The organism is Fulvitalea axinellae, assembly GCF_036492835.1.
Classification (GTDB): Bacteria; Bacteroidota; Bacteroidia; order Cytophagales; family Cyclobacteriaceae; genus Fulvitalea; species Fulvitalea axinellae.
Genome location: NZ_AP025314.1, coordinates 901438 through 923173, shown reverse-complemented (window position 1 = coordinate 923173; position 21736 = coordinate 901438). Strand labels below are relative to the sequence as shown.

Annotated in this window: 14 protein-coding genes; 9 read left to right on the top strand and 5 right to left on the bottom strand. The window is 48.6% G+C overall.

All coding sequences use genetic code 11. The features are described 5' to 3' along the window. Positions 1-163 precede the first annotated feature (163 nt). Entirely contained in the window at positions 164-913 is a 750-nt protein-coding gene (locus AABK39_RS03805) for a hypothetical protein (protein ID WP_338393592.1), read from the top strand. Between the two features lie 276 nt (positions 914-1189). On the opposite strand, the gene AABK39_RS03800 is transcribed toward AABK39_RS03805, so the two are convergent. From AABK39_RS03800 to AABK39_RS03780, 5 genes are all read right to left on the bottom strand, one after another. Further along, positions 1190-2071, bottom strand: coding sequence for an alpha/beta fold hydrolase (locus tag AABK39_RS03800; protein ID WP_338393591.1), 882 nt, complete (start codon positions 2069-2071; stop codon positions 1190-1192). 58 nt (positions 2072-2129) lie between these two features. Then, positions 2130-2819 carry a helix-turn-helix transcriptional regulator gene (locus tag AABK39_RS03795; RefSeq protein WP_338393590.1) on the bottom strand — a complete coding sequence of 230 codons (690 nt, stop codon included), beginning with the start codon at positions 2817-2819 and terminating at the stop codon, positions 2130-2132. Between the two features lie 86 nt (positions 2820-2905). Beyond that, entirely contained in the window at positions 2906-3226 is a 321-nt protein-coding gene (locus AABK39_RS03790) for a hypothetical protein (protein ID WP_338393589.1), read from the bottom strand. Positions 3227-3315: 89 nt separating this feature from the next. Continuing rightward, complete coding sequence (locus AABK39_RS03785; protein ID WP_338393588.1) at positions 3316-3516, bottom strand: hypothetical protein; 201 nt, start codon at positions 3514-3516, stop codon at positions 3316-3318. A gap of 495 nt (positions 3517-4011) precedes the next feature. Further along, positions 4012-4596: a helix-turn-helix domain-containing protein gene (locus AABK39_RS03780; RefSeq protein ID WP_338393587.1), complete on the bottom strand. Its 585-nt coding sequence runs from the start codon at positions 4594-4596 to the stop codon at positions 4012-4014. Positions 4597-5537: 941 nt separating this feature from the next. On the opposite strand from AABK39_RS03780, the gene AABK39_RS03775 reads away from it, so the two are divergent. The 8 genes from AABK39_RS03775 to AABK39_RS03740 all read left to right on the top strand — a co-directional run bounded on the left by AABK39_RS03775 (position 5538) and on the right by AABK39_RS03740 (position 21736). Continuing rightward, positions 5538-6284 (top strand): hypothetical protein, encoded by a 747-nt coding sequence (locus AABK39_RS03775; protein ID WP_338393586.1) that lies wholly within the window; start codon positions 5538-5540, stop codon positions 6282-6284. Between the two features lie 748 nt (positions 6285-7032). After that, positions 7033-9297 (top strand): fasciclin domain-containing protein, encoded by a 2265-nt coding sequence (locus AABK39_RS03770; protein WP_338393585.1) that lies wholly within the window; start codon positions 7033-7035, stop codon positions 9295-9297. Between the two features lie 11 nt (positions 9298-9308). Then, a complete protein-coding gene (locus AABK39_RS03765; RefSeq protein WP_338393584.1) occupies positions 9309-12548 on the top strand; it encodes a SusC/RagA family TonB-linked outer membrane protein in 3240 nt (1079 codons plus the stop codon). A 25-nt stretch (positions 12549-12573) separates the two neighbouring features. After that, the gene (locus AABK39_RS03760; RefSeq protein ID WP_338393583.1) at positions 12574-13983 is read left to right on the top strand and encodes a RagB/SusD family nutrient uptake outer membrane protein; all 1410 of its coding nucleotides are present in this window, start codon (positions 12574-12576) and stop codon (positions 13981-13983) included. A 12-nt stretch (positions 13984-13995) separates the two neighbouring features. After that, positions 13996-15474, top strand: a complete 1479-nt coding sequence (locus AABK39_RS03755) for a fasciclin domain-containing protein (RefSeq protein WP_338393582.1) — start codon at positions 13996-13998, stop codon at positions 15472-15474. Between the two features lie 16 nt (positions 15475-15490). Beyond that, positions 15491-16948, top strand: a complete 1458-nt coding sequence (locus AABK39_RS03750; RefSeq protein WP_338393581.1) for a fasciclin domain-containing protein — start codon at positions 15491-15493, stop codon at positions 16946-16948. Positions 16949-16961: 13 nt separating this feature from the next. Next, the gene (locus AABK39_RS03745; RefSeq protein ID WP_338393580.1) at positions 16962-20114 is read left to right on the top strand and encodes a SusC/RagA family TonB-linked outer membrane protein; all 3153 of its coding nucleotides are present in this window, start codon (positions 16962-16964) and stop codon (positions 20112-20114) included. 86 nt (positions 20115-20200) lie between these two features. Then, on the top strand, positions 20201-21736 hold the full coding sequence (locus AABK39_RS03740; protein ID WP_338393579.1) for a RagB/SusD family nutrient uptake outer membrane protein: 1536 nt from the start codon (positions 20201-20203) through the stop codon (positions 21734-21736).

The following is a 21736-nucleotide window of genomic DNA, read 5'->3' as shown; positions in this document are numbered from 1 at the left end:
ATTATGTTACGAACTGAAGACCAGAGGCTTTCTTAGTATTAAGTACGCTATCGTTTGACAATTGCGCTCACAAGGTGCGATCATTCCTGAAGCCACATTCGTTTCCTTTTAAAAATATTCCGATTTTGCTCTTCTTACAAGAGATTAAGCATAACAATACAGAATGAAAAATATTACAGTAAATATAATTTTGGTCTTAGCTCTATTCAGCTGTGCGCAAAAAGAAAAAAAAGTAGTTGAAGCTAAGTCCGTCATAAAAATCGAAGAAAAAATTCCACAAATAAAGACTTTTGCGAAAAGCACCAGAAAGCAAACCATAACAATCGACACTACTCTGTTTGAAGACTTAAAAGTCATATTAAAACAGGAGTTGTCACCAGAAGGCGTATCCAGCTTCCTTTGTCACTCGTTTCTGAAGGTTTACAAATCTGGTCAATTAGTTGATTCCCTAACGTTTAAAAATATTGAGGCTGTCGGGAAGGGTCTTGGAATGACTTCCCCAATAGAAATCGACAACCATTTAGTCTTGACCAAACATGGAAGTTATGACGGACGAACGATTATAATTAATAAGGAAGGGCGTGTTTTCAACTTCGCTGGGGGTGAAAACTTTTACAATAAGATCGACAAAACAATTATTTCATTCTACGATTCCGACTTAAACGGCTTGTCTGTTTTTGATCTTAAATCCGATTCCCTGATAATATCCATCACCAATCACGAAGACTCGCCAGTATCCGTTTACAGAGACGCTAAAAATAGAATTTTTATCAACTGTGTAAATAAAGAGAGTGAAAATAACTCGATTTGGGAAGTTGAGTTGGACATGGAGCGAATCATGCAAGTTGACTTCGACGCAAAAAGCTTAGAAGAAATGGACAAACTTACTATTATCAAGCACAAAGCACTTTAACATTCCTTTATCATCAGCGCAAGTGCTAAGCGACAGCGACACTTATGTCCATAAAACAAAACCGAGCTCAGACCGAAGCCCAAAGTTTTTAAAAAATAAACACTATAATTCACGTCGCCACAAGGCTCCTGCCTTGTGGTAACCCCTACAGCAAGTTTCCAAACTTGCCTCGATCTGATTGGAAATACTGCGCGAGCAAGTTTGGAAACTTGCTGTATAAAAATCACAAGCAAGGATGCTTGCGATGGCCGTCTGCACGCTGGCGGGGCGGGGGATTTACTTCATTTCTGTCAGCACTTTTTCTAATATTAAATTAAATTCTGTTGGTTTTTCTATCATTGGATAATGTCCAGTTGCGGAGATAGTTTCCACTTGAAAGCTATTTTTACAGTGTTTTTTCAGACCAGTTTCGTTTGTTGGAAAACCGTCACTATTTATTAAATACAATTTGTAATTAAGCTGTTCTAATCTTTGCGCATCGGTTTGAGCGTATTGCATAAGGTTCTTAAAAGTTCCATAGCCAATGGGAGCATCGCTATTTGCAAAATCCTTTTTTACCCTGTCTTTCACTTCCTTTGAAGTTGTTGGGTGAAAAAGTAACATATCTGCATATGCAGGTGCTGAATTTTTAAAATCGTTCTCAAGCATTGCAAAAAAATCGGTCATTTGTTTCAATTCTTCCGCCGTAAATTCAACGTCAATTGCCTTGAAATTATCAATACCTACAATGCCAACTATTTTTTCATTTTTGCTTAATGCTGTTTGTAGCATTATTTCGCCCGCCATAGAATGTCCAATGATGATGACATTTATAAGATCCATTACGTCAATAAACGCAGTTACATCATTGGCATATTCTTCAATTGTCCAGTTGGTTCTTTTTGCCTTAGATCTTCCAAAGCCAGGCAGGTCAATCGCATAAACATTGTAGTTTTGAGAAAAATATTCTACCTGATTTTTCCAGTAAGTTCTGTCAATACACCAGCCGTGTAAAAAAAGAAGTGTTGTGTCACCATGCCCATGTTGAAAATAATTGATTTCAACTTGTCCATCTCTGATTGTGAGTTGCTTTGCTGTCATTATTTCTTGTGTCTGCGCATTGCTTACTCTTCCTGAGAGTAAAGCAATAACGATTAATAAAATTGCTCTTATTTTCATTTTCGTTTGAATTTGAAGCAATAATAAAAGGCACATAGGACAGCCCTTTGTCATGGGTTTAAAATAATCTTTTTGAACGTTCTTCCAGATAGTGTGTAAGACTAAAAGTCTTATCGGGAGTGAAATGAGTCTGCTGTGATTGAAGATCTTTTATTCTGTCAAGCCGAAACTCTCTAATCTCTTGTCGTAACTCACAAAAGGCAATAGTAGACCAAACCGCACCACTAAAGTAAACGGCATAAGGTAGGATTATTCTTTCTGTTATTTGCTCCTGTTCTCTTGCCTGATATCTTATTTTCAGTTTTTCGCTTTCCGTAATTGAGTGTTGGATGCTGTCTAAATACAAACTTGTCGGAGCCCAAGGTTTTTGAAATCCGATTCTTGAATCTAACAAATCCAATTTGTACTTATCATTGAGTGATAAAACCGCTTTTATTTTCAGAAGTGCGGATTCGTAATTTTGTTTAAGTGAATCTTCAGCATGGTAGTTTAAAATCTTACTTGTTGTTAACATAGCCCTTGCTTCTTCAGTAGTGAACATTACGGGCGGTAAACGATAACCTTCAACTATAAAATATCCCTTTCCTTCTTCTTCGCCAATTGGAACACCCGCAAGTCTTAATGTTCGAATATCTCTGTAGATTGTCCTGTTTGTAACTTCAAAACGTTTAGCTATTTCACGAGCAGTCGTCAATCGTTTAGATTGTAGTTGTATGAGTATGCTTGTTAGTCTGTCAAGTCTATTCATTATCTGTATAAGGTTTCGTCAAATTACCACTAACGTTTAGTGTAAAATGCGTTTTAATGCATTTTACACAGTGTTGTAGCCAGTTTTTATTTTTCATTATTAATTACTGTTGGATTTAGAACATCTTCCAAATTCCCTTTTTCTAATAAATCAGTAATTGTTTTTTCGATACAATCTCTGGTCAACTCCTTTACAAATAAATCTGGCGGAGTTTGATAAAGTCCATTTAAATTTTCTCCACTTTCCATATCGAGTTTGAAAGAAGTCTCCAAGAATTTATATGTCCAGACGTTAATCCCATAGTGTCTTCCATCAAGTAAGTCGACATGAATATTTGCAAATTCATTTTCAACATCCCAATTATCCGGATCAACTTCTTCAAATTCTAACCACAGTTTAAATTCCATTTTAAAATCCTATCCAATTAAAGTTTAAAGCACCACATTTAGGACATTTACCGTATTCTTCGTCAAGATCATTGAAACTACATCTGTTACTACTTACCATAATCGATATTGATATGAGTAACAATGTATTTGGCGTCTCTATGGCTTAACTTCTTTTCGTCTATCAGTTTTTTAACCGCTTGTATGGGCGAGTCTTCTTTGACTTTTCTATAGTGCTCCTTTTCAGCTGAGGAAAACTCGGGAATTTCGATTCCTTCTTTCGGTAAGCAGTTTTTGCACTGAACTTTCATTTTTATTTTAATTGGCTACAACGTAGATACAACAAGAATTCCTGTTATTTCCAGTATACTAACAACAGATGTACATTACAATTTAAACGACAAGACAAACAATCCCCTCATATCCATATTTTTTTAAATGAAACACCTTTCAGTACAATCAAGAACCTCTATCTAACACCAAATCATCGGGAACATTCATTCTATTATTTACCACATTCAGATATAACAGGAACTAACTAAACCGCTAAGCCTTTCATTTCCGAAACACACCAAGCCTCTCAGCCATTTCCAACTTGAGGGGAAAAGCTTCTCCATCTCAAATCACGTGAGCAAGCGCAACACTCTTTCCAAACGCCGAAAAAACACCCCAAACCCCTCCCCCCAAAAAAGCCAGCACGAAAAAAAGCCCCGAAGGGCTTCAATATTTTTATCTGTGTCAGAAAATCGTAGAGAAAAGAGAAAAACGGTGGGCCAAGGGCCGTTTTAAGAACCGTTTGGGCGGACTTATCCAGTCTTGGCGAGTGATTTTTGCGGTTCGGGTATCGGCACTACCTTGCAAAGGCTTGTGTTTTGTGCCGGTTCGGCGTCCATGTTTTTAGGGTATTTGCTTTTTAGTAGCCGGATCAGTTTGCGCCAGCGGTTATGTTCGGCCAAAAGCGAGAAAAGCTCCACGGTTTCGCTATAGTGGTAGGGCTTGTCGTCGAGCTTGAATATGGAGGTAGCACGGGTACGGAAGAATGCCGAGGGCCAGTTTGTGCGTATGCGGATATATACTTCCGTATCGGAGTACCAAGCCACGTGCGTGCGCAAAATCTTGCCGTATTGGCACCGCGGGGGACATATAGGGCCACGCTTAGGGTTGCGGTGGGCGCCATAGAGGCGGTTCCGGGCCCGCGCCAAGTCATGGGCGTCGTCGTGGAAATACAAGCCATGTATGGCTGTATTCCGTTCCAGTTCACGGCTTATGGTAGAAGGCGAGCGCTCCAAAAATTTAGCTGTACGGCGTATGCTCCAGCCCATCGTCCGGGAGTTCTCTATCACTTTACGTTCGTAAATGTTGAGATGGGTGTAGCCTTTTTGTCTGCGCATAGCGTCGTGCTTTCCTTATTATACGCAGGTTTTGTGCCCCGGCCCGTTGCGTTTTTTTTGGGGCGGGTAAGGTTTGTGGGCTTCGGTTGGCGGTTGGAAAAGCAATGAGGTTATGGACAGGGCGAGCCCAGTCTCTCTCTATTATTTCGTCACTAATTAAGTGTAAACGCCCTCGCTTGCGCTTATTGAGTGTCCGGTGTACGGAACACATACGCCTATTCCGAAAGTCCATAATGGTTATGGTCATTTTCCGCAAGGCCAAGAGGCAATACCTTCTTATAGGTTCTTTCTCTTATCGCAAAATTTCGTCTGGTTAGGGCCTAAAAGACATTGCGTTTTTACCTCTTCCTTTCGCATAACACATAATAAATTTTCAGAAAAAGATTCGTTTTTTTGAGCCAATATTACTTTTATGGACAAAACTTTGTATTATGACTATTGCAGGGAATCAAAATATGTTTTCGCTTACATTTTTTTGACAAATGATAGCCTTGCAATTAACGCTAAAACAATGTAGTTTTACTTTGAAACGTCGGTTATAATATGAAACAATAGCCAAGCATATTGTTTTTTTACCTAAACACTATAATTCAATTAGGCTCTGGGGCTGTTATCCGCTACAATCGGGGAAAATGTAACCGTTATCAGCCACACTTATCATATCAACCCAGATTGGGAGCATTTACCGATATAGAGTATAACCGCACACGTTTCGAAAAAGGGAGAAGGCCTTCGGCTCTCGGTTTATTTGTTTTTTAAAAACCGACCAAGCCCCTCCTTCCTGACGGGAATCTTTGCTTTGGAAGGTTGGTTGCGGTGATGGGTTATTCGTTGGGAGAAATAAGAAAACAATACAGGCGTCTATTGGGAAATTTGGTAACCAATTTAACATTGGCCAGTGTGGGGCGTATTGCCTTTGCACGGCCATCTTTCATTTCATTATGGTAAGATCACGCCTACTCATTTTTAAAGGAGCCTTCCTGTCCGCTGGAATACCTGTTTCCGTTTTGGGCAAAACACAAGGGATTATCACAAGCCTTGAGCAAGAGACGCTCGTCGGCATCGCCGTCTTGGGACTTTTGTTAGGCTGTATAATTTTGGGGCTTCAGTATGCGTGGGCCAAATGGTTCGGCCCTGCCAAAGACAAAGCCCAAACCAAGGCTAAGTCTACAGGCCTTATCCGACACGCCCGTATTGAATTGATAGGCAGGTTTAGGGTTTTGGATAAGGATGGCCGGGAATCTCTAAACGTTTCGCCGCAGATGCGGGAGCTGTTCGCCCTTTTCTTGTTGGGAAAACCCAAAGGCATTAACCCTACCCGGGAAATGATCGGCGAGGCGTTTTGGAAAGACGACAGCGACACCGAAAAAGTAAAAAGCCGACGCAGTACGCTAATGTCGAAATTCAGGAAAATTCTGAAAGAGGAGGAACTGGGCACCGTAAAATTCCGGGACGGCGTGTGGTTATTGGAATTGGCCGAGGGTGTAGAGTGCGATATTTTCCCCGTATATCGCTGGCTAAAGGGCGACGGCACCGAACACGACGCCGAAGAGGCCCGGAAAATCCTTATCGCCGCGGGCAAAGGGACCATCTGTCCCGGTATAAAATCTGAATGGATCCAGGAATACCGCGACGCATATAAGAAAATGATGCGAGAAAGATTGGGCGCGATTATCCTCGACGACTAGTATTTGGCATATTCTTCGCCCAATTGGCCGGCTCACTCTTTTCGCCAACCATCAATCTCCCAAACCTTTTAACTGTATTCATTCGTTCGGCGCCTTTCATTATTTAAACGCAGACTCTTTTTTTTATATTTCGCTTTTGACCATCCATATATAAAGAAGTGGAAAACGGAAACGAAGTCTACACCGTTCGGCAGTAAATCGGAACGGGGTATATAGTATGCCGTTACGTTTCAATATTTGACTAAAAAAACAGCCACTCCCCCTTTATTCTTCGTTAAAGATAATTTTTTAATTATTTCAAAAATTTCCAGTCAGGTGATTCTCTTCTGAGTCCGTGATGACAATAAGAGCGTTAATGTTGACATATTTCAAAATCACCACAAAACAAAAAAAGCAAAACCTAGACACAAACCCTTGTAAAACAGGAAATTAATCACACAAATCCAAAAACAAAGAAACAACAAGACACAAACAATTCTCACGAAAAAAAGGATAATGATGACCCCTTATGACTTTGATTGACAATACGAAAAAGTGAAAGTTTACGATTTGTTTATTCTTACCCAATACCACCAAAACGGTATAGTGATATTTGAAACGTTCATATTTTGTCACGGGGATACTTGTATTATTCTTTTCAATACGGTCTCAATTTTTGTGTAGCAAGCCCCATAGCAGACAACGAATTCTTATAAAATAACCGTTTGTGGCGGTTGTTTAGTTTTTTATAATTTTTAAAACGTTTCATATGGTTAACATGATTACCAAGAAGCTCTCTTACGTCATGCTGATCGGATGCCTTTTCTTCGTCTCGTGCGACGAGGAGGTGGATCATTATGACGTTCCCGACAGTGAGTTCGGAAACATCCTCGCCGTTTTGGAAGGGCGGGGCAATTTCACGCAGTACCTGAAAGGTGTGGAGATGCTGGAATTGCGCGACGCGCTGGAATCCGGCTCCTACACGATCTTTCCGCCTACTGATGAGGCCTTTGATCTCTATTATAAAGAGAAAGGCATTCAAAGCCTTGAGGATCTTCCGAAAGAGGAACTCAAGGGAGTTATCAGAAACCACGTAGTGGATAACGCACTAACGTGGGCCACGATTATGGACATGGGCCACAGGGGCTGGCTCGACGAAGACGAAAAAGGCCCTAACGGCGACGGCGCTTGGGGTTTTAGGCGCCGTACTATCTACAAAGAGCCACCGGTAATAGAGACCGGTCTGGACGGCGAGACTTACAAACTGTGGCAATTCGCCAAGTTTTTGCCCGTGATGACCTACCATTATTACTGCGGGCTCAAGGAACCTGCGGACTACGAATTTTTGTACGGCCGGGAATATTCGGGCCAACACGTGGCCGGCGCCACAATAAAGGAAGCCGACGTACGGGCCAGTAACGGCATCGTGCATATCATCGACCGGGTAGTGCCTCCTCTTAAGAACATCGACCGCGTAATGGGCGACAATCCGGAAACGTTTAGCGTATTCAGGACCTTGGCCGACAAATTCGCCGAGTATGATTACTCTCCCGAGGGAACGGCTGAGCAACTGACAAACGATACCGGCCGTAAGGACTCGCTCTTTGTGAAGATGCACTACCTAAACGGAAACGAGTTTACGTTTTTCGCTTATGACTTTATCGGCGTACATACTTGGGACACCCAAAAAAGTGGCGAGTCAAAAGCCTACACGGCTTACGTTCCCACTAACGAGGCTTTGAACAAGTATTTTGACGAGAACTTTTCGCAGTACGGTTACACTTCCATCACGGATGTTCCAAAAAATGTAATCAAGCCGTTGATTACCAATCACATCGTTCATGTGTTCAACTCTTGGACTCGTCCGTCCGAGCTGGACTATTGCATTTCGGGGCTGAAGTATCCGATTTCGATAGACAAGGACAAGGAAATTTCCTTCGCAGAGTTCTGTAACAACGGCGTGCTTTACGGACTAAACCGCGTACTGGAACCGAACTCCTATAAGTCCGTGGCCGCGTCCATTTACTTCGACCCGGATTATGTCTACACGTTGGATATCATGTCACATGACTCTTCGTTTGAGGAAGTCTTGACCAACGCTAAGGGCACAGTCACTTATTTCTCTATCCCGGACGCCGTTTTCGCCGATATGGGAATCACCTACGACGAAGACTTGGAGCTTTATATGGAACGCGACCTGACCGACCCGGATTCGGAAGTGGTGTACATCACTCAATCCGTTCTCGCAGCTCGCCTTAAATTCCATGTGGTTGACGGCCAGGTTTTGGACCATGACCAGCAACGGATTTTTGTCCGCAATACCCATGACGAATATATCTGTGTGGATTACGGACAGGCATACGCCGGCGGCAACTTCGAACGGAGCGAAAAGATCACAATCAACGGAGTGGATACCAAAGGCAATAACGGAACGGCGATGAACGTGTCCGGCCGCCTGCTCGCTCCAACTTGGTCAACTTCGTCTTATATCAGTGACGAGGAGCTAGGGCTTGACGACTACTCGGAATTCCGCAAGCTATTGGCAAAGGCCGGATTGCTTTCCTCGAATTCTTATGGCCAGATTTCCCTAATGGCCAATAACCGCGACTACACCGTGTTCGTACCCACAAACGCCTCGATCCGCGATGCCATCGCTGCCGGAGAAATTCCGGGCTTGGATACGGACGGAGGCCTGATCGTGGATCCTAACGCCGACAGCGACGAAGGAAAAACCGAAGTGGCCAAGCGTAACCTTTCGAATTACGTGAAATCATACTTCGTGGAATACGAGCGGATTTTCACCGACGGTCAAAACACGGGCTCCTTCGAGACCTTGGGCAAAGACGCCGAGAACAAAATTGTAAAACTCAACATTGCGGGCGGCGGTACGCTCAAAGGCGCTTCCGCATTACGCATTGTAGACGGCGCCGGTTCCGGAAACAACATAAGCGTACTCCCCGGCAATCTGAGTGACGTGTTGGCCAGAAGAGCTACGATACACCAGATTGACGGCGTGTTAACATGGGGGAACTAAATCAGCGACAAATGAGAAAATTACTTTTATTGGCCGGTCTATATCTATTGGCCTTCAACGCTATTGCGCAAGACCGGGTGCTGATCAAAGGCCATGTCAAGGATTCCGAAGGCGAGGCGCTGATCGGAGCCAACATTCTGGAAGTGGACGCCGACGGACGTTTCGTCACCGGAACAGTCACCGACTTCAACGGTTTCTATATGATTAAAATCGATCCTAAAAACCGTCTGAAAGTATCGTTTATCGGCTTTAAGGAGCGTTTTCTGGATTTGAACGGCCAGTCCACCATCGACGTGGTGCTGGATGACGGCGCCCAACAGCTAAACGTGGTGACGGTGGAGGCCGAACCGCAAAACGACGACGGAATATCGTTGCGCGACATCCCGATGTCGGTAAAGAAAGTCGACATCACGGAGCTGGACCCTATCGGAGCCACTTCCGTAGACCAAATGTTGCAGGGACGCGTCAGCGGTGTGGATATCATGTCGTTTTCCGGTGATCCGGGAGCGGGCATGCAGATCCGTATCCGCGGTACGGCCACGATTTTGGGTAACCGCGAGCCACTGTTTATAGTGGACGGCGTTCCGTTCGACACCGAAACCAGCAACTTCGATTTCCAATCGGCCGACGTCCGGGACTTTGGCGCTCTCTTGGCCATCGCGCCGGAGGATATCAAGGACATCGAGATTTCCAAAGACGCCGCTTCGGCCGCCATCTGGGGCTCTAGGGCCGCCAACGGTATTATCTCCATCACCACCAAGCGCGGACGCAAAAGCAAGCCTCGCATCCAATACTCTTATCAGAGCACTTGGGAAAACCTGCGGGATCCTATTCCTATGCTGAACGCCAAGGAATACGTAACGATGCAGAAAGAGATGTACTTCAACGTACGCGGTAATATCTATGAGAACACCAACCCGGTAATAGACCTCTCTGACGACTCTTTTGACGGTTACCAAAACTACCGGGCCGACACGGACTGGCTGGACGCCATCACGCAACAAGGACGCAGGGACAACCACCACATCTCGGTGTCCGGCGGTGGCGACAAAGTCCGTTACCGTTCCTCCATCGGCTTCCTGACGCATCAGGGAACTACCAAGGGAACGAACCTCGACCGTTTGTCGGTGAAAACCAATCTGGATTATAATATCTCGAAGCGGTTGAAATTCACTACGGATATTTCCTATACCCGAAACGACAGGGACGCCCTATACTTTGGCAATACCCGGGAAGTCGCCTACCGGAAAATGCCGAACATGAGTATTTACGAATACGATGTAGAAGGTAACCTGACCGGCAACTACTTCAACGGAAGCTGGGACGAGCCTTACCAGAGTTTCGATTGGGCCAACCGTAAGAATATCCCTTTCTTCAACCCCGTGGCCGTTACCGACGAATCGACCAACAATACTCTCGAAGACAGGCTCCGGACCACTTTCAGGTTGCAATACAACATCACGGACTACCTGATGATCAAGAGTGACATCTCCTTCGACGCCGTAAACAACCGTTATCGCCTGTTCCTTTCGGAATCGTCGATTAACGCCGGCCCTTGGGACGACGCGTGGAAGAACAAAGTCAGCAAAGGAAGCTCTAGCAACTTCCGAGTCCAGACTTTCACTAACCTGATCTACACGCCCAATTTGGGTGAAGACCACGCCCTGACCAGCTATTTCCGCTGGAATACCGACGAAGGACAAGGCACAAACTTCCGTGTGGAAGCCGGAAGCTCGGCTTCGGAAAAGCTCACCGAGCCGGCCCGCGGCGGACGCCTGATCAGTTTTGGCGCTGGCAGTGGCCCTTACCGCAACTTGGGTGGCGTATGGAACACGCACTACAAATGGAAAGACCGCTACATCGTAAGCGGAGGTTTCCGTGTGGAAGCCAGCTCAAACTTCGGCGCGGATACCCGCTGGGGAATGTTCCCGATGGGATCCGTAGGCTGGAAACTCGCCCAAGAGCCCTTCCTCGCCGATGCGGAATGGCTAAACGAGTTCACGCTCCGAAGCAGTTACGGCGTAAACGGCATCGCTCCGGGCGCTGGTCAAAACTATGCCTTTTACTCCACCGAAGGAAAACAAGGAGACACGAAATACGCCTACCAATATCTTAACGAATTGGGTGTCGCTCCGTCAAACGTTCAACTGCGGAACCTTTCTTGGGAAAAAATTCACCAGTTCGATATTGGCTTCGAAATGTTCGCGTTTGGAGACCGTTTATCTGTAGTTTTCGACTATTACCAAAAAAACTCCGAAGACCTGATCATGAACGTAGCGCTTCCCCGCTCTACAGGCTATGACAGTCATCTGAAAAACTGGGGACAGTTAAGCAACAAAGGCGTAGAATTCTCTATCGATGCCACTCCGGTCAAGACCAAAGACTGGCGCGTGGACTTGGGCTTCAACATTGCCCACAACATCAATACTGTCAAGGAAGTGAACGACAACTTGGTGTTGACCAAAGGCGATATGCTGAAGAACGGACAATACGGCACCCGTCTGGTAATCGGTGATCCTATCGGCGGTTTTTACGGATACCTGAGCGACGGAGTCTACGAAGACAAAAAGGCCACCATCGCCAAAGACAAATTCGGTAACCCGATTCCCGACTATACGGGCAAAAACGAATTCCTGTATATGAAAATGGGCGATCCGGGCCAAACGGAGTTCCAAGCCGGCGACGCACGCTACAAGGACATCAACAACGACGGCATAATCAACGAGCTGGACGTAGTGTACTTGGGGTCAAGTAACCCGGACTTTACCGGCGGAGCCAATTTCAGGGTATCCTACAGAGGCTTATCGATCAGCGGTCTGTTCCACTTCCGCCAAGGCTTCGAAATCCTGAACGCCGCCAGGATGCACACCGAAAACATGACCAACACCGACAACCAAAGCAAAGCCACGTTGCGCCGTTGGAGAAAGGACGGAGACGTCACCGACATTCCCCGCCCTATTTTCAACACGGGCTTCAACTGGCTGGGATCGGACAGGTTTGTGGAAGACGGATCCTATATCCGCTTAAAGAACGTATCGCTGAATTATCGTTTTGAGCGAGAATTCCTAAAACGATTTGGCTTGCGTGACTTGAACGTTTTCACCACTTTCTACAACCTGTTTACGATTACGGACTACACGGGCCAAGACCCGGAAGTGGGACTGGGCGCAAACCCGTTTTCGTTTGGAGTGGACAACAGCCGTACGCCACCGGCCCGTTCCGTGATTTTTGGCTTATCGGTGTCCCTGTAGGCTTTTTCAGCAAAAGAAATCTATCATGAAGAACATAAAAGCAATTTTGCTCTTCGCTTCCCTCTTCGCCTCGTTCGGCTGTTCCGACTGGCTGAGGGTGGAACCCGACAACGTAATTACGCGCGAGCGGTTCTGGAAGTCCGAAGAGGACGTAAATTCCGCCACCATCGCCGTTTACGCTGAGTTCTCCCGCCACTGTACCCGCCTATTTGAGTGGGGTGAGGCCCGCGGCGATATGGTCAAAGCCGGAGAAAAGGCTTCGCAAAACATAAAAGACCTCTTGGCCTTGCGTTTGTTGCCCACCAACGGTCTGGCCGACTGGTACGGAATGTACAGGGTGATCAACCTGGCCAACTCCTTGGAAAAATACGCTCCGCAGACATACGAATACGACGCTTCCTTTACGGAAGAGGCGCTAAACGAATATCTGGCGGAGGCCCGGTATATGAGAGCGCTCAGCTATTTCTATTTGGTCAGAACATTCCAAGAAGTTCCGCTGGTATTGGAACCTTCGGATACGGATGACGTGGAGTTTCACTTAGCGAAAAGTACCGAAGAGGAAGTTTTCGCCCAGATAATCAAGGATCTGGTATTTGCCGAACGCTACGCCAAACGCAAGTACGGAAACGCCAGCGATAACAAAGGCCGCGCCACAAAAAGCGCCGTACAGGCCACACTGGCCGACGTGTACCTCTGGACCGGACAATACGCCGAATGCCAAGTGATGTGCGACAAGATTATCAGCCGGTCGGCCCATGTACTGATGCCGAAAAATGACTGGTTCGATATCTTTTTTCAGGAAAATACCAGCGAAAGCGTATTCGAAATCCAGTATGATTCACGCATCGGCTTTAGCGCAGGATTTTTCGAAATTCTTCTTAAAGAACCGCAATACCTTATCGGAGACGAGGTGGAAGGGCTCTATACCTCTACCAAAGACGTACGGAAAAACTGGATAATCCAAACCACCGAAGACCAAATCAGAAAAGTGGTTTCGCGCGGATTATTAGACGATTCCAACTGGGTGGTTTATCGCTACGCCGATATCCTTCTGATGAAAGCCGAAGCCTTGATACAGGAAGGCTCGACGCTTAAGGCACAACAGTTGCTCAACGACGTGCGCAAAAGAGCAGGCATTGAGAAAACGCTTTTGCCGTCCGAAAAGCACCTCGCCGAGGACGTCTTGCTCGAAGAGCGCGCCCGCGAGTTCGCTTTTGAGGGAAAACGCTGGTACGATATCCTGCGCATGGCTCACCGCGACAATTACGCCCGCAAGGACCTCGTCGCGACGGTTTTGCTCAAGAACGTGCCCGCCGCCGACCAGAACCTTTGGATCAGCAAGCTGTCGAATCCGCAGAGTTTTTACTTCCCGATCCACATCGAGGAATTGAGGAGGAATCCGGCTTTGGTCCAAAACCCATACTACGAAAACTAAACCGACCCGGACATGAAAGTAAGAAAATACACCGCGCTGTTGCTTGCCTTGCTATGGCTGGGCACATCATGCGACGAGGATACTGAGACCGGCTTCAAGACCAGTGACGAGATGACCATGATCCAGTACCTGGAAAGCGAGCCGGAGCAATTTTCCAGATTTATGCAACTGGTGGAAAAAAGCGGTCTTTACGGCGTGCTTAACGCCACGGGCACCTTTACCGGCTTTGTTCCCAACAACGAGGCCGTAGACGCCTACCTGTCCGAACAAGGCATGAGCGTGGAAGGGCTGGAAGAGCAAAGGGCCCGGAAAATCGTGGGAACGAGTATCCTGACGGGAATATACAACGCCAACCAATTCAGTTCCGGCGTATTGGCCGACACCGCTTTCGCTGGCAATTTCATCACCATGAAATTCGGTGACGGGGGATTGGACAACATTCTGGTCAACGACTTGGCGAAAATCACCAAACGGGATATCGAGTGCTCGAACGGCTTCGTGCATATCACAGACAAAGTGCTCTCGCCGATCGACGTTTCGCTGACCGAAGCGATCCAAAACGACAGCCGGACCAGCATCTTCGCCGAGGCGCTTGATGCTACGGGCTTGGCTTCCGTACTGGACGCCGGGGGCTACACGGCCTTTGTCGAACCCGACGAAGTGTTCGCCAAAGCCGGCATCAACAACTTCGCGGCCCTCAATTCACTCTACAACGACACCGGCGACGCCACCGACCCCGCTAACGGCCTCTACCGTTTCGTGGCTTTTCATTTTCTGAAAGGAAAACTTTACTCATCGGACCTGAAAACCCTGAATTACGAAACCGCCGACAACTCGATGTTGGGCGTGGATGTAAGCGAAGGGTTCCGTGTGAATATGGAATATAACACCTACGGAGAGCTGGAAAAATGGGCAGAGCTTGACGAGAACGCGATCGACGCGCAAACGACCAATGGCGTTAAGCATTTGGTAAACGAGGTGCTGGACCCCTTGGAACCGCGTCCAGTGGTGACCACCAGCCTGATCATGGGCGTTCCCGAGATCGAGAGAGTCCGCAAGAAGAAAGGCAACATTGACTTCTACACCTTTTTCTCCAAAGACATAGAACGCTGGGAAAGCGAAGAGGGCAAGTACGAGGCCTTTTATTGGGCAGGGCAAACCCCGCATCCTTCATGTGGTCCGGACCGCCACGGCTCAATCCATTTCACATCGTACTTGGGCAATTTCCACTTTACCACCGATCCTGTCGCCAAAGGGCGCTACCGAATCAGCCTGGACTTCTTTAACGCGCCGGAGCCTTCGTTCGGTTCATTCGACATTTTGGTGGACGGAGAATTCGCGAAAACGGTTGACCCAAGGTACGCCCACGGTCTGCACGATCTCGGCATTTTCTCTTTCGACGGACACGGTAGCCATCGGATCTCTTACCGAAGCAAACGTCCCGGCCGTCTGAGCCCTTCATGCGTGATCTTCACGCCTGTGTCCCAATGATTTTAAAATTAGGATTATGAATAGACTTTTTCATAAAACATTATCCGCCTTGGCCTTGGCGGTAGTGGCTTCCCTTTTCGCTTGCGAAAGCACTTGGGACGAACACTACAAAGACGTGGCCTCGGAGCGCTACGACGGTGGCGTTATGGACTATTTGAGCGGACGGAGCGAGTATAGCGGTTTCGTGGCGCTGTTGCGCAAACACGGTCTCGACACCAAGATTTCGGAGAGTGGCGCCAATACGGTATTTGCCGTCAAGAACGAACAGCTCGCCCCGATCGAAAACTTGGAGGGAGAGGCCCAGCTGAGAGCCGTTTCGCTTCATATCGGCAACACCCTGCTTTACGGCTACAATATTCCCGAAGAGGGGACTGGCGCCGTAAAGTCCATGGCGTCAAAAAATGTGTGGCTGGAAAGAACGGGCGGAAAACTGTTCGCCTCGGGCGAGATAGCGCTTACGGCCCAAGACAAAGTCTGCGCCGACGGCGTGGTACATGAACTGGCGAGTACGCTTGAGCTCAAGAACAGCATACTGGAACAGATCAACACCATGGACGGCGCGTACGAGCCGTTCCGCAAGTACGTAAACCGCGAGGAGCTTCTCTTCGACGAACCGAACAGCGTGGAAGTGGGCAAAAACATATTCGGACAAACGGTTTACGATTCTGCTTTCGTTCTCGAAAGGGCGTATTTGATCGAGGCCGGCGACGTGTCTGACGAGGACTTGACGCTTACCTGTTTCGCATTGACAAACGAAGCCGTGGAGGTTACTTACCAAGGAATGGTAAAACGCTATTACGGATCCGAAGAAAACCTGCCGGCCACTTTCAACGAAGCCCGGAAGGCCAAAATCGAGACCCTGATCCGCAATTCCACAGTATGGGACAGCGTGGCCGTACCTTCGGAAATGCCGGACACCATCAGAATGCTGAACGGCTACAAGGTGATTTCCGGCGCCGGCACCCCTGACCAAACCGTTGAGCTAAGCAACGGCATGTTGCAAACTTGGAAAAGCACGGGACTTCTGGCTTCCGACCTGATGGGTGATACGCTGACCTTTGAGTCGACGGCTCCCGTTTCCGCCTACGACGAGGAAAACATCTCTTCGGACATTATCCAAATCGGCGACAAAAAAGCCCAACGCTATTACAGGGATAATACTCCTATCGAGGTTACCTACACGCTGGAAGGCCTTATGGCCGGCCAGTACAGGGTGTATTGGGCTCCGCTGGCCAACTTTACCGGAGAGCTGGACATAACGCTTGACGGCGAAAAGCTGATAGAGGGTTACAAACCGCAACGCTCCTGGTATTGGGATTATTTGGGCACGGTGACTTTTGACAGCTACGGGGCCAAAAAGATGGTATTCAACACCGCGTTGCCTTACAACACGGTAGACCAGACTTACGGCTTCGGCTTTCACCAACTGAGGTTTATCCCGATGAAAGAGGGCGTCAGATTTATAGCGCGTTAACGAGCTCCGAATTATGAACAGAATAGCATCTACATTTTATATTGTAATGGTTCTGGCTTTGTCGCTCTGCCCTTTTCAGGGAGGAGCCCAAAGCCAGACGGTATCCAAAGTTACGGGTACCGTTACCGACGCCTTGGGCGCAACGCCCTTGGCCGGAGTCCAGGTAAGTGTATACGGTAAACCCGGAGTAAGCGCCGAAACCGGTACGGACGGCACATATTCGATCGAAGCCGATTTGGCCAAAGGGGCGCTTCAGTTTTCTTTCGCCGGATATAAAACCCGCTTGGAATACCTCCACGGCCGTCAGGTCTTGGACGTAGCCATGTTCGGGGAATCTGACCGAAGAGCCAACAACTCCGCATTGTGGATAGGTGGCGGAAAAGTGCCCACCCAGATGTTGCCCTACGCCCATGTGTCCCTAAGCAAAGAGGACCTGACGGGAAAAGGGTACCTGACCCTGAGCGACGCGCTTCGTGGACAGGTGACCGGCCTTGCGGGCAACGCCCTTTCGGGAATGCCCGGCGCCGGATCCGACATGAATATCAGGGGCGTATCCTCTATCAACGCCAACAACCGCCCGCTGGTGGTAATCAACGGCATGATTTACGAAAACCGCCTTTCGGAAAAAGGATCCATGGGAGGCGCCGTAATGGATCCCCTCTCGCGCATCAAGCTGGAAAACGTTGAGCAGGTCACCGTTATCAAAGACGGCGGATCAGCCCTTTACGGATCGTTAGGCGCAAACGGAGTGATTCTCGTAGAGACTACCCGGGCCTCGGGTACAGCCACAACCGTAGACGTGGAGGCTAATTTCGGCGTACATTTCAAGCCGGAAACCATGCCTGTACTCAACCGCAAAGAGTTCCAAAACTTGGCTTTGGAGCAAATGGCCGGACAAGGCCTGACCCATGCGCAGATTCGCGAATCGTACCCGTTTATGGTTGGCCAAGCCGAAGGTTCCGAGTATTACCGCTATGCGCATAACACCGAGTGGCAAGACTACCTCTACCGCGACGGCTTCGAACAAAGCTACTCCACCCAAGTACAAGGAGGCGACGCCGTAGCCACTTACACCGGCACGGCGGGTTACACTTCCTCCGAAGGAGTGGTGCGCGACACCGAGTTCGAACGCTTCGATTTTGGCCTGAACGCCGATATGAACCTGTTGCGGAATCTGAAACTACACCCGAGTGTAGTGTTTAGCCGCACAACGGGTAACCTGATGACCGAAAGCACTTCGGCGGCGTCGAACCCAATGCTCGCCAGCATGGCCAAATCACCGATGATGACCGCTTTCGGATTCAGCGACTTGGGCGTTCCTTTGCCTCACTACGACGAGGTGGGAGCTTTCGGCGTCAGCAATCCGCAATCGTTGCTCGACAATTCCGTAGGCGAACTGGAAGGCTACCGCGCGCTGGCGGGCGTTGACGGTTCCTTCCAGGTACGCCCCGGTATCGAGGTTTACTTCAACGGCGGAATCGATCTTCTGAAAAACAAGGAAAACGCTTTCGTACCGAAAACAGGATCGGTAAAACAGCTTGACGGCTTGGCCGAAAACCTTATTACGCACTTCGAAAGCGAATACTTCTCCACTTACTATGGAGCTGGGCTAAATCTCTTCCGTACGTTCCGCAACGCCCATAGCGTATCGGCTAGGGTCGGCCTTCGTGGCAAAACGAACGAGTTGAGGGAGATCTTCGTCCAGGATGGCAATTCCGCTTCGGACGTTTTCGTACAGATAGGCGCCGGCGACGGGACTTTACGCGAGGTATCGCCTACTGGCGGAAACTGGAATACGCTCAGCCTTACGGCCATGGCCGACTACGCTTACCTTGACAAATACATCCTCTCGGGCAGCGTGACGGTAGACGGCAATTCACGCTTCGACAAAGATTACCGCTACGGTACTTTCTACAGCGTGGCCGGCGCTTGGAGGCTCTCGGCCGAACCTCTTTTCTCGGGTATCCGCGCTCTGGACGACCTTAAGCTGCGGGCCAGCTACGGGCTTTCGGGCAACGACGATATTGGAAACCTTAACGCCCAGTATTACTACCAGTCGGTTTCATATTACGCCGTAGGCGGATTAGTAAGGGCGGGAATTCCTAACCCGAACCTCAAGTGGGAAGAGAGTTCGCAATGGAACATAGGCATGGACCTTAGCCTCTACAACGAGACCCTGAAACTGACTGTAGACTATTTCGATATCAAAACCCAAGACCTGTTGCATTTCGAGATGCTTCCGAAGTTTTACGGCGCCGAACCGTATATCAGCAACAACGGAGCGTTGAGCAACAAAGGGTTGGAAATAGGCTTGCGCGCGCGTTTGGTTTCCAGCAAAGACTTTGAGCTGGGAGTGAACGCCGTTTACAGCCGTTACAGAAACGAGGTCACCGAACTCCCCGCCGCGGAAACGCAAAGCGGCCTGTCCACCATTTCGGTATTGGGAGGCGAATCACTGATCGCCGCAGGACGTCCGCTCAACACTTTTTACGGTTATAAAACTCGCGGCATCTTCTCCACAGAAGCGGAGGCCTCAAAAGCTGGTAAGGAAGGGAGCTCGAATTTGATGGATGAATTCGGCAACCCTTTCCGCGCCGGCGACGTGCATTTCGTCGACCAAAACGGCGACGGGGTGATCGACCAGCAAGACCGTACGGTTATCGGCGACGCCAATCCGGACTTCACGGGTTCGTTCGGCTTCGACGCCCGTTACCGTCGTTTCAGCTTCAATATCCTGTTTGATTACGCTTACGGCGGAGACGTTTACAACTACGTAAGGCGCCAGCTGGAAACAATGTCGGACTACTCCAACCAGAGTACCGCCGTACTGAACCGTTGGCGCTTTGACGGCGACCGCACCGACATGCCGAAAGCCAGCTACGGCGACGTGATGGGCAACGCCCGTTTCTCCGACAGATGGATCGAAGACGGATCATACCTGCGCCTGCGCCACGTATCGCTGTCTTATGCGGCAAAAACGCCGAAAAGCAAAATCATCAGAGATTTCAGAGTACATGTCACCGGCCGAAACCTACTGACTCTTACCGACTACCTGGGCCAGTCTCCGGACGTGAGCTACGGAAGCCGATTGGGAGGCATGGGCGTAGACGCCGGCCGTTTCCCAATTCCCGCATCGTTGATGGTAGGGCTGAAAGTGGGAATTTGACGGACGCCAGCCCCGGATTTCCCCATCCGGGGCCCCGGCTCCGCCTTAATTGGAAAACGATATAACGAATTGACGATATCACGAATATGAAGACATATATAAAACCCTATTTATTCGTCTGGGTCCTCCTGACGGCGGGCTTGGCGTCTTGTTCGGATTACTTTAACCCCGACCAAGACTTGGGCCTCAAGAAGGAAGACCACTGGGATACGCACGAAGAGGTTCGGCGCTCGATCATCGGCGCCTACAGCCGACTGCAACCTTTGGTGGAAGAGTTGGTGGTGATGGGCAGCCTGCGTGGCGATCTTCTGACGGTAACGGAAAACTACGATCCGTACCTGAACGAGATCAACCGCCACGGCCAGCTTTCCACCACGAATCCATACGCCGATCCGCGCGGATTTTACGAAGTGATAAAGCAGTGCAACGAAGTGTTGGGCAATATGGAAAAAGCCAAAGCCGACCCTAAGTTCACTGAAGAGATCCATGAGATTTATAAAGCCGAAGTAATATCGCTTAGGGCTTGGGTCTATTATCAGCTGGCCATGACCTACAAGGAAATCCCTGTGGTGACCGACCCGCTGAGCGGCTACGACAAAAACTACGCTCCTGAGCGCTATGACTTTGAGCAGACGGTCAACTGGCTTATAAAGGAAATGGAAGTCGCGGCCGCAACTCTTAGTCCCAATTGGGCAACATTTTCGGAGGAATTCAACCTTTGGGATCTGATTTTCATCAACCGCAAAGCCCTGTTGGCCGAACTCCACCTGTGGGCCGGTAATAACGAACGGGCCGCCACTCTACTTATGGAAGCCGTAAAAGAGGGCGAATATTTCTGTAATCGCAACACCTCGGGCGGAAGTAATTGGACTGAGTTCTGGAACAGCAATTATAGTGCGCTCTCGGAAAAGGTAACCATAATCCCTTTCAACGCCTATGACAACCAGAAAAACGGTTTTGGAAAGCTGTTTTCTTTCGGCGCTTCCGGCGATTACCTGCTTCGCCCTACCGTCAAAGCCATTCAGGACTGGCAAGATGACGACAGAACATCACTGGACTACCGCGGATACAACCGCTCTTACACCTTCGGACCGGCAAACCAGATCCTAGTCTACAAATATTTCCGGAGCAAAGACACCGAAAACGGCGTGGTCCGCCAAGACGAAGAACTGGAAACCGATGCGCCATACTGCATCTACCGCGCGGCAGATCTGCATTTGCTCTACGCCGAAGCGCTTAATAGGGCCGGACGCCACCGCGAAGCGCTCAGAACGGTTAACGAGCGGATGGAAGGAGTAAACGAATCGTCAGGCATTCGCGGACGCTTGCACCTATCGCCCATAAATCTGCTGGAATTCGCAGGCATAGACGAATCGGACCGAATCGACTCGTTGGGCATTATCTCGGACGTGATTTTGGCCGAGCGCGCGAAGGAACTCGCCTTTGAAGGACGCCGTTGGAACGCCCTGATGAGATTCGCCGTACAAGCCAGCGATCCGGCCGTTTTGGCCGACAGGGTCGCCACCAAGTTTGAGGGTTCCGAAGCCGACAGGGTCCGCACTTATTTGATGAACCGCGATAACTGGCGCCTTGATTTTGATTTCGATAAGCTGGACAAATAA

Coding starts and splice junctions, on each gene's coding strand:
- AABK39_RS03765 (WP_338393584.1), top strand. CDS start 9,309: ATGAGAAAATTACTTTTATTGGCCGGTCTATATCTATTGGCCTTCAAC.
- AABK39_RS03740 (WP_338393579.1), top strand. CDS start 20,201: ATGAAGACATATATAAAACCCTATTTATTCGTCTGGGTCCTCCTGACG.
- AABK39_RS03780 (WP_338393587.1), bottom strand. CDS start 4,596: ATGCGCAGACAAAAAGGCTACACCCATCTCAACATTTACGAACGTAAA.
- AABK39_RS03750 (WP_338393581.1), top strand. CDS start 15,491: ATGAATAGACTTTTTCATAAAACATTATCCGCCTTGGCCTTGGCGGTA.
- AABK39_RS03805 (WP_338393592.1), top strand. CDS start 164: ATGAAAAATATTACAGTAAATATAATTTTGGTCTTAGCTCTATTCAGC.
- AABK39_RS03790 (WP_338393589.1), bottom strand. CDS start 3,226: ATGGAATTTAAACTGTGGTTAGAATTTGAAGAAGTTGATCCGGATAAT.
- AABK39_RS03770 (WP_338393585.1), top strand. CDS start 7,033: ATGGTTAACATGATTACCAAGAAGCTCTCTTACGTCATGCTGATCGGA.
- AABK39_RS03760 (WP_338393583.1), top strand. CDS start 12,574: ATGAAGAACATAAAAGCAATTTTGCTCTTCGCTTCCCTCTTCGCCTCG.
- AABK39_RS03755 (WP_338393582.1), top strand. CDS start 13,996: ATGAAAGTAAGAAAATACACCGCGCTGTTGCTTGCCTTGCTATGGCTG.
- AABK39_RS03795 (WP_338393590.1), bottom strand. CDS start 2,819: ATGAATAGACTTGACAGACTAACAAGCATACTCATACAACTACAATCT.
- AABK39_RS03745 (WP_338393580.1), top strand. CDS start 16,962: ATGAACAGAATAGCATCTACATTTTATATTGTAATGGTTCTGGCTTTG.
- AABK39_RS03775 (WP_338393586.1), top strand. CDS start 5,538: ATGGTAAGATCACGCCTACTCATTTTTAAAGGAGCCTTCCTGTCCGCT.
- AABK39_RS03785 (WP_338393588.1), bottom strand. CDS start 3,516: ATGAAAGTTCAGTGCAAAAACTGCTTACCGAAAGAAGGAATCGAAATT.
- AABK39_RS03800 (WP_338393591.1), bottom strand. CDS start 2,071: ATGAAAATAAGAGCAATTTTATTAATCGTTATTGCTTTACTCTCAGGA.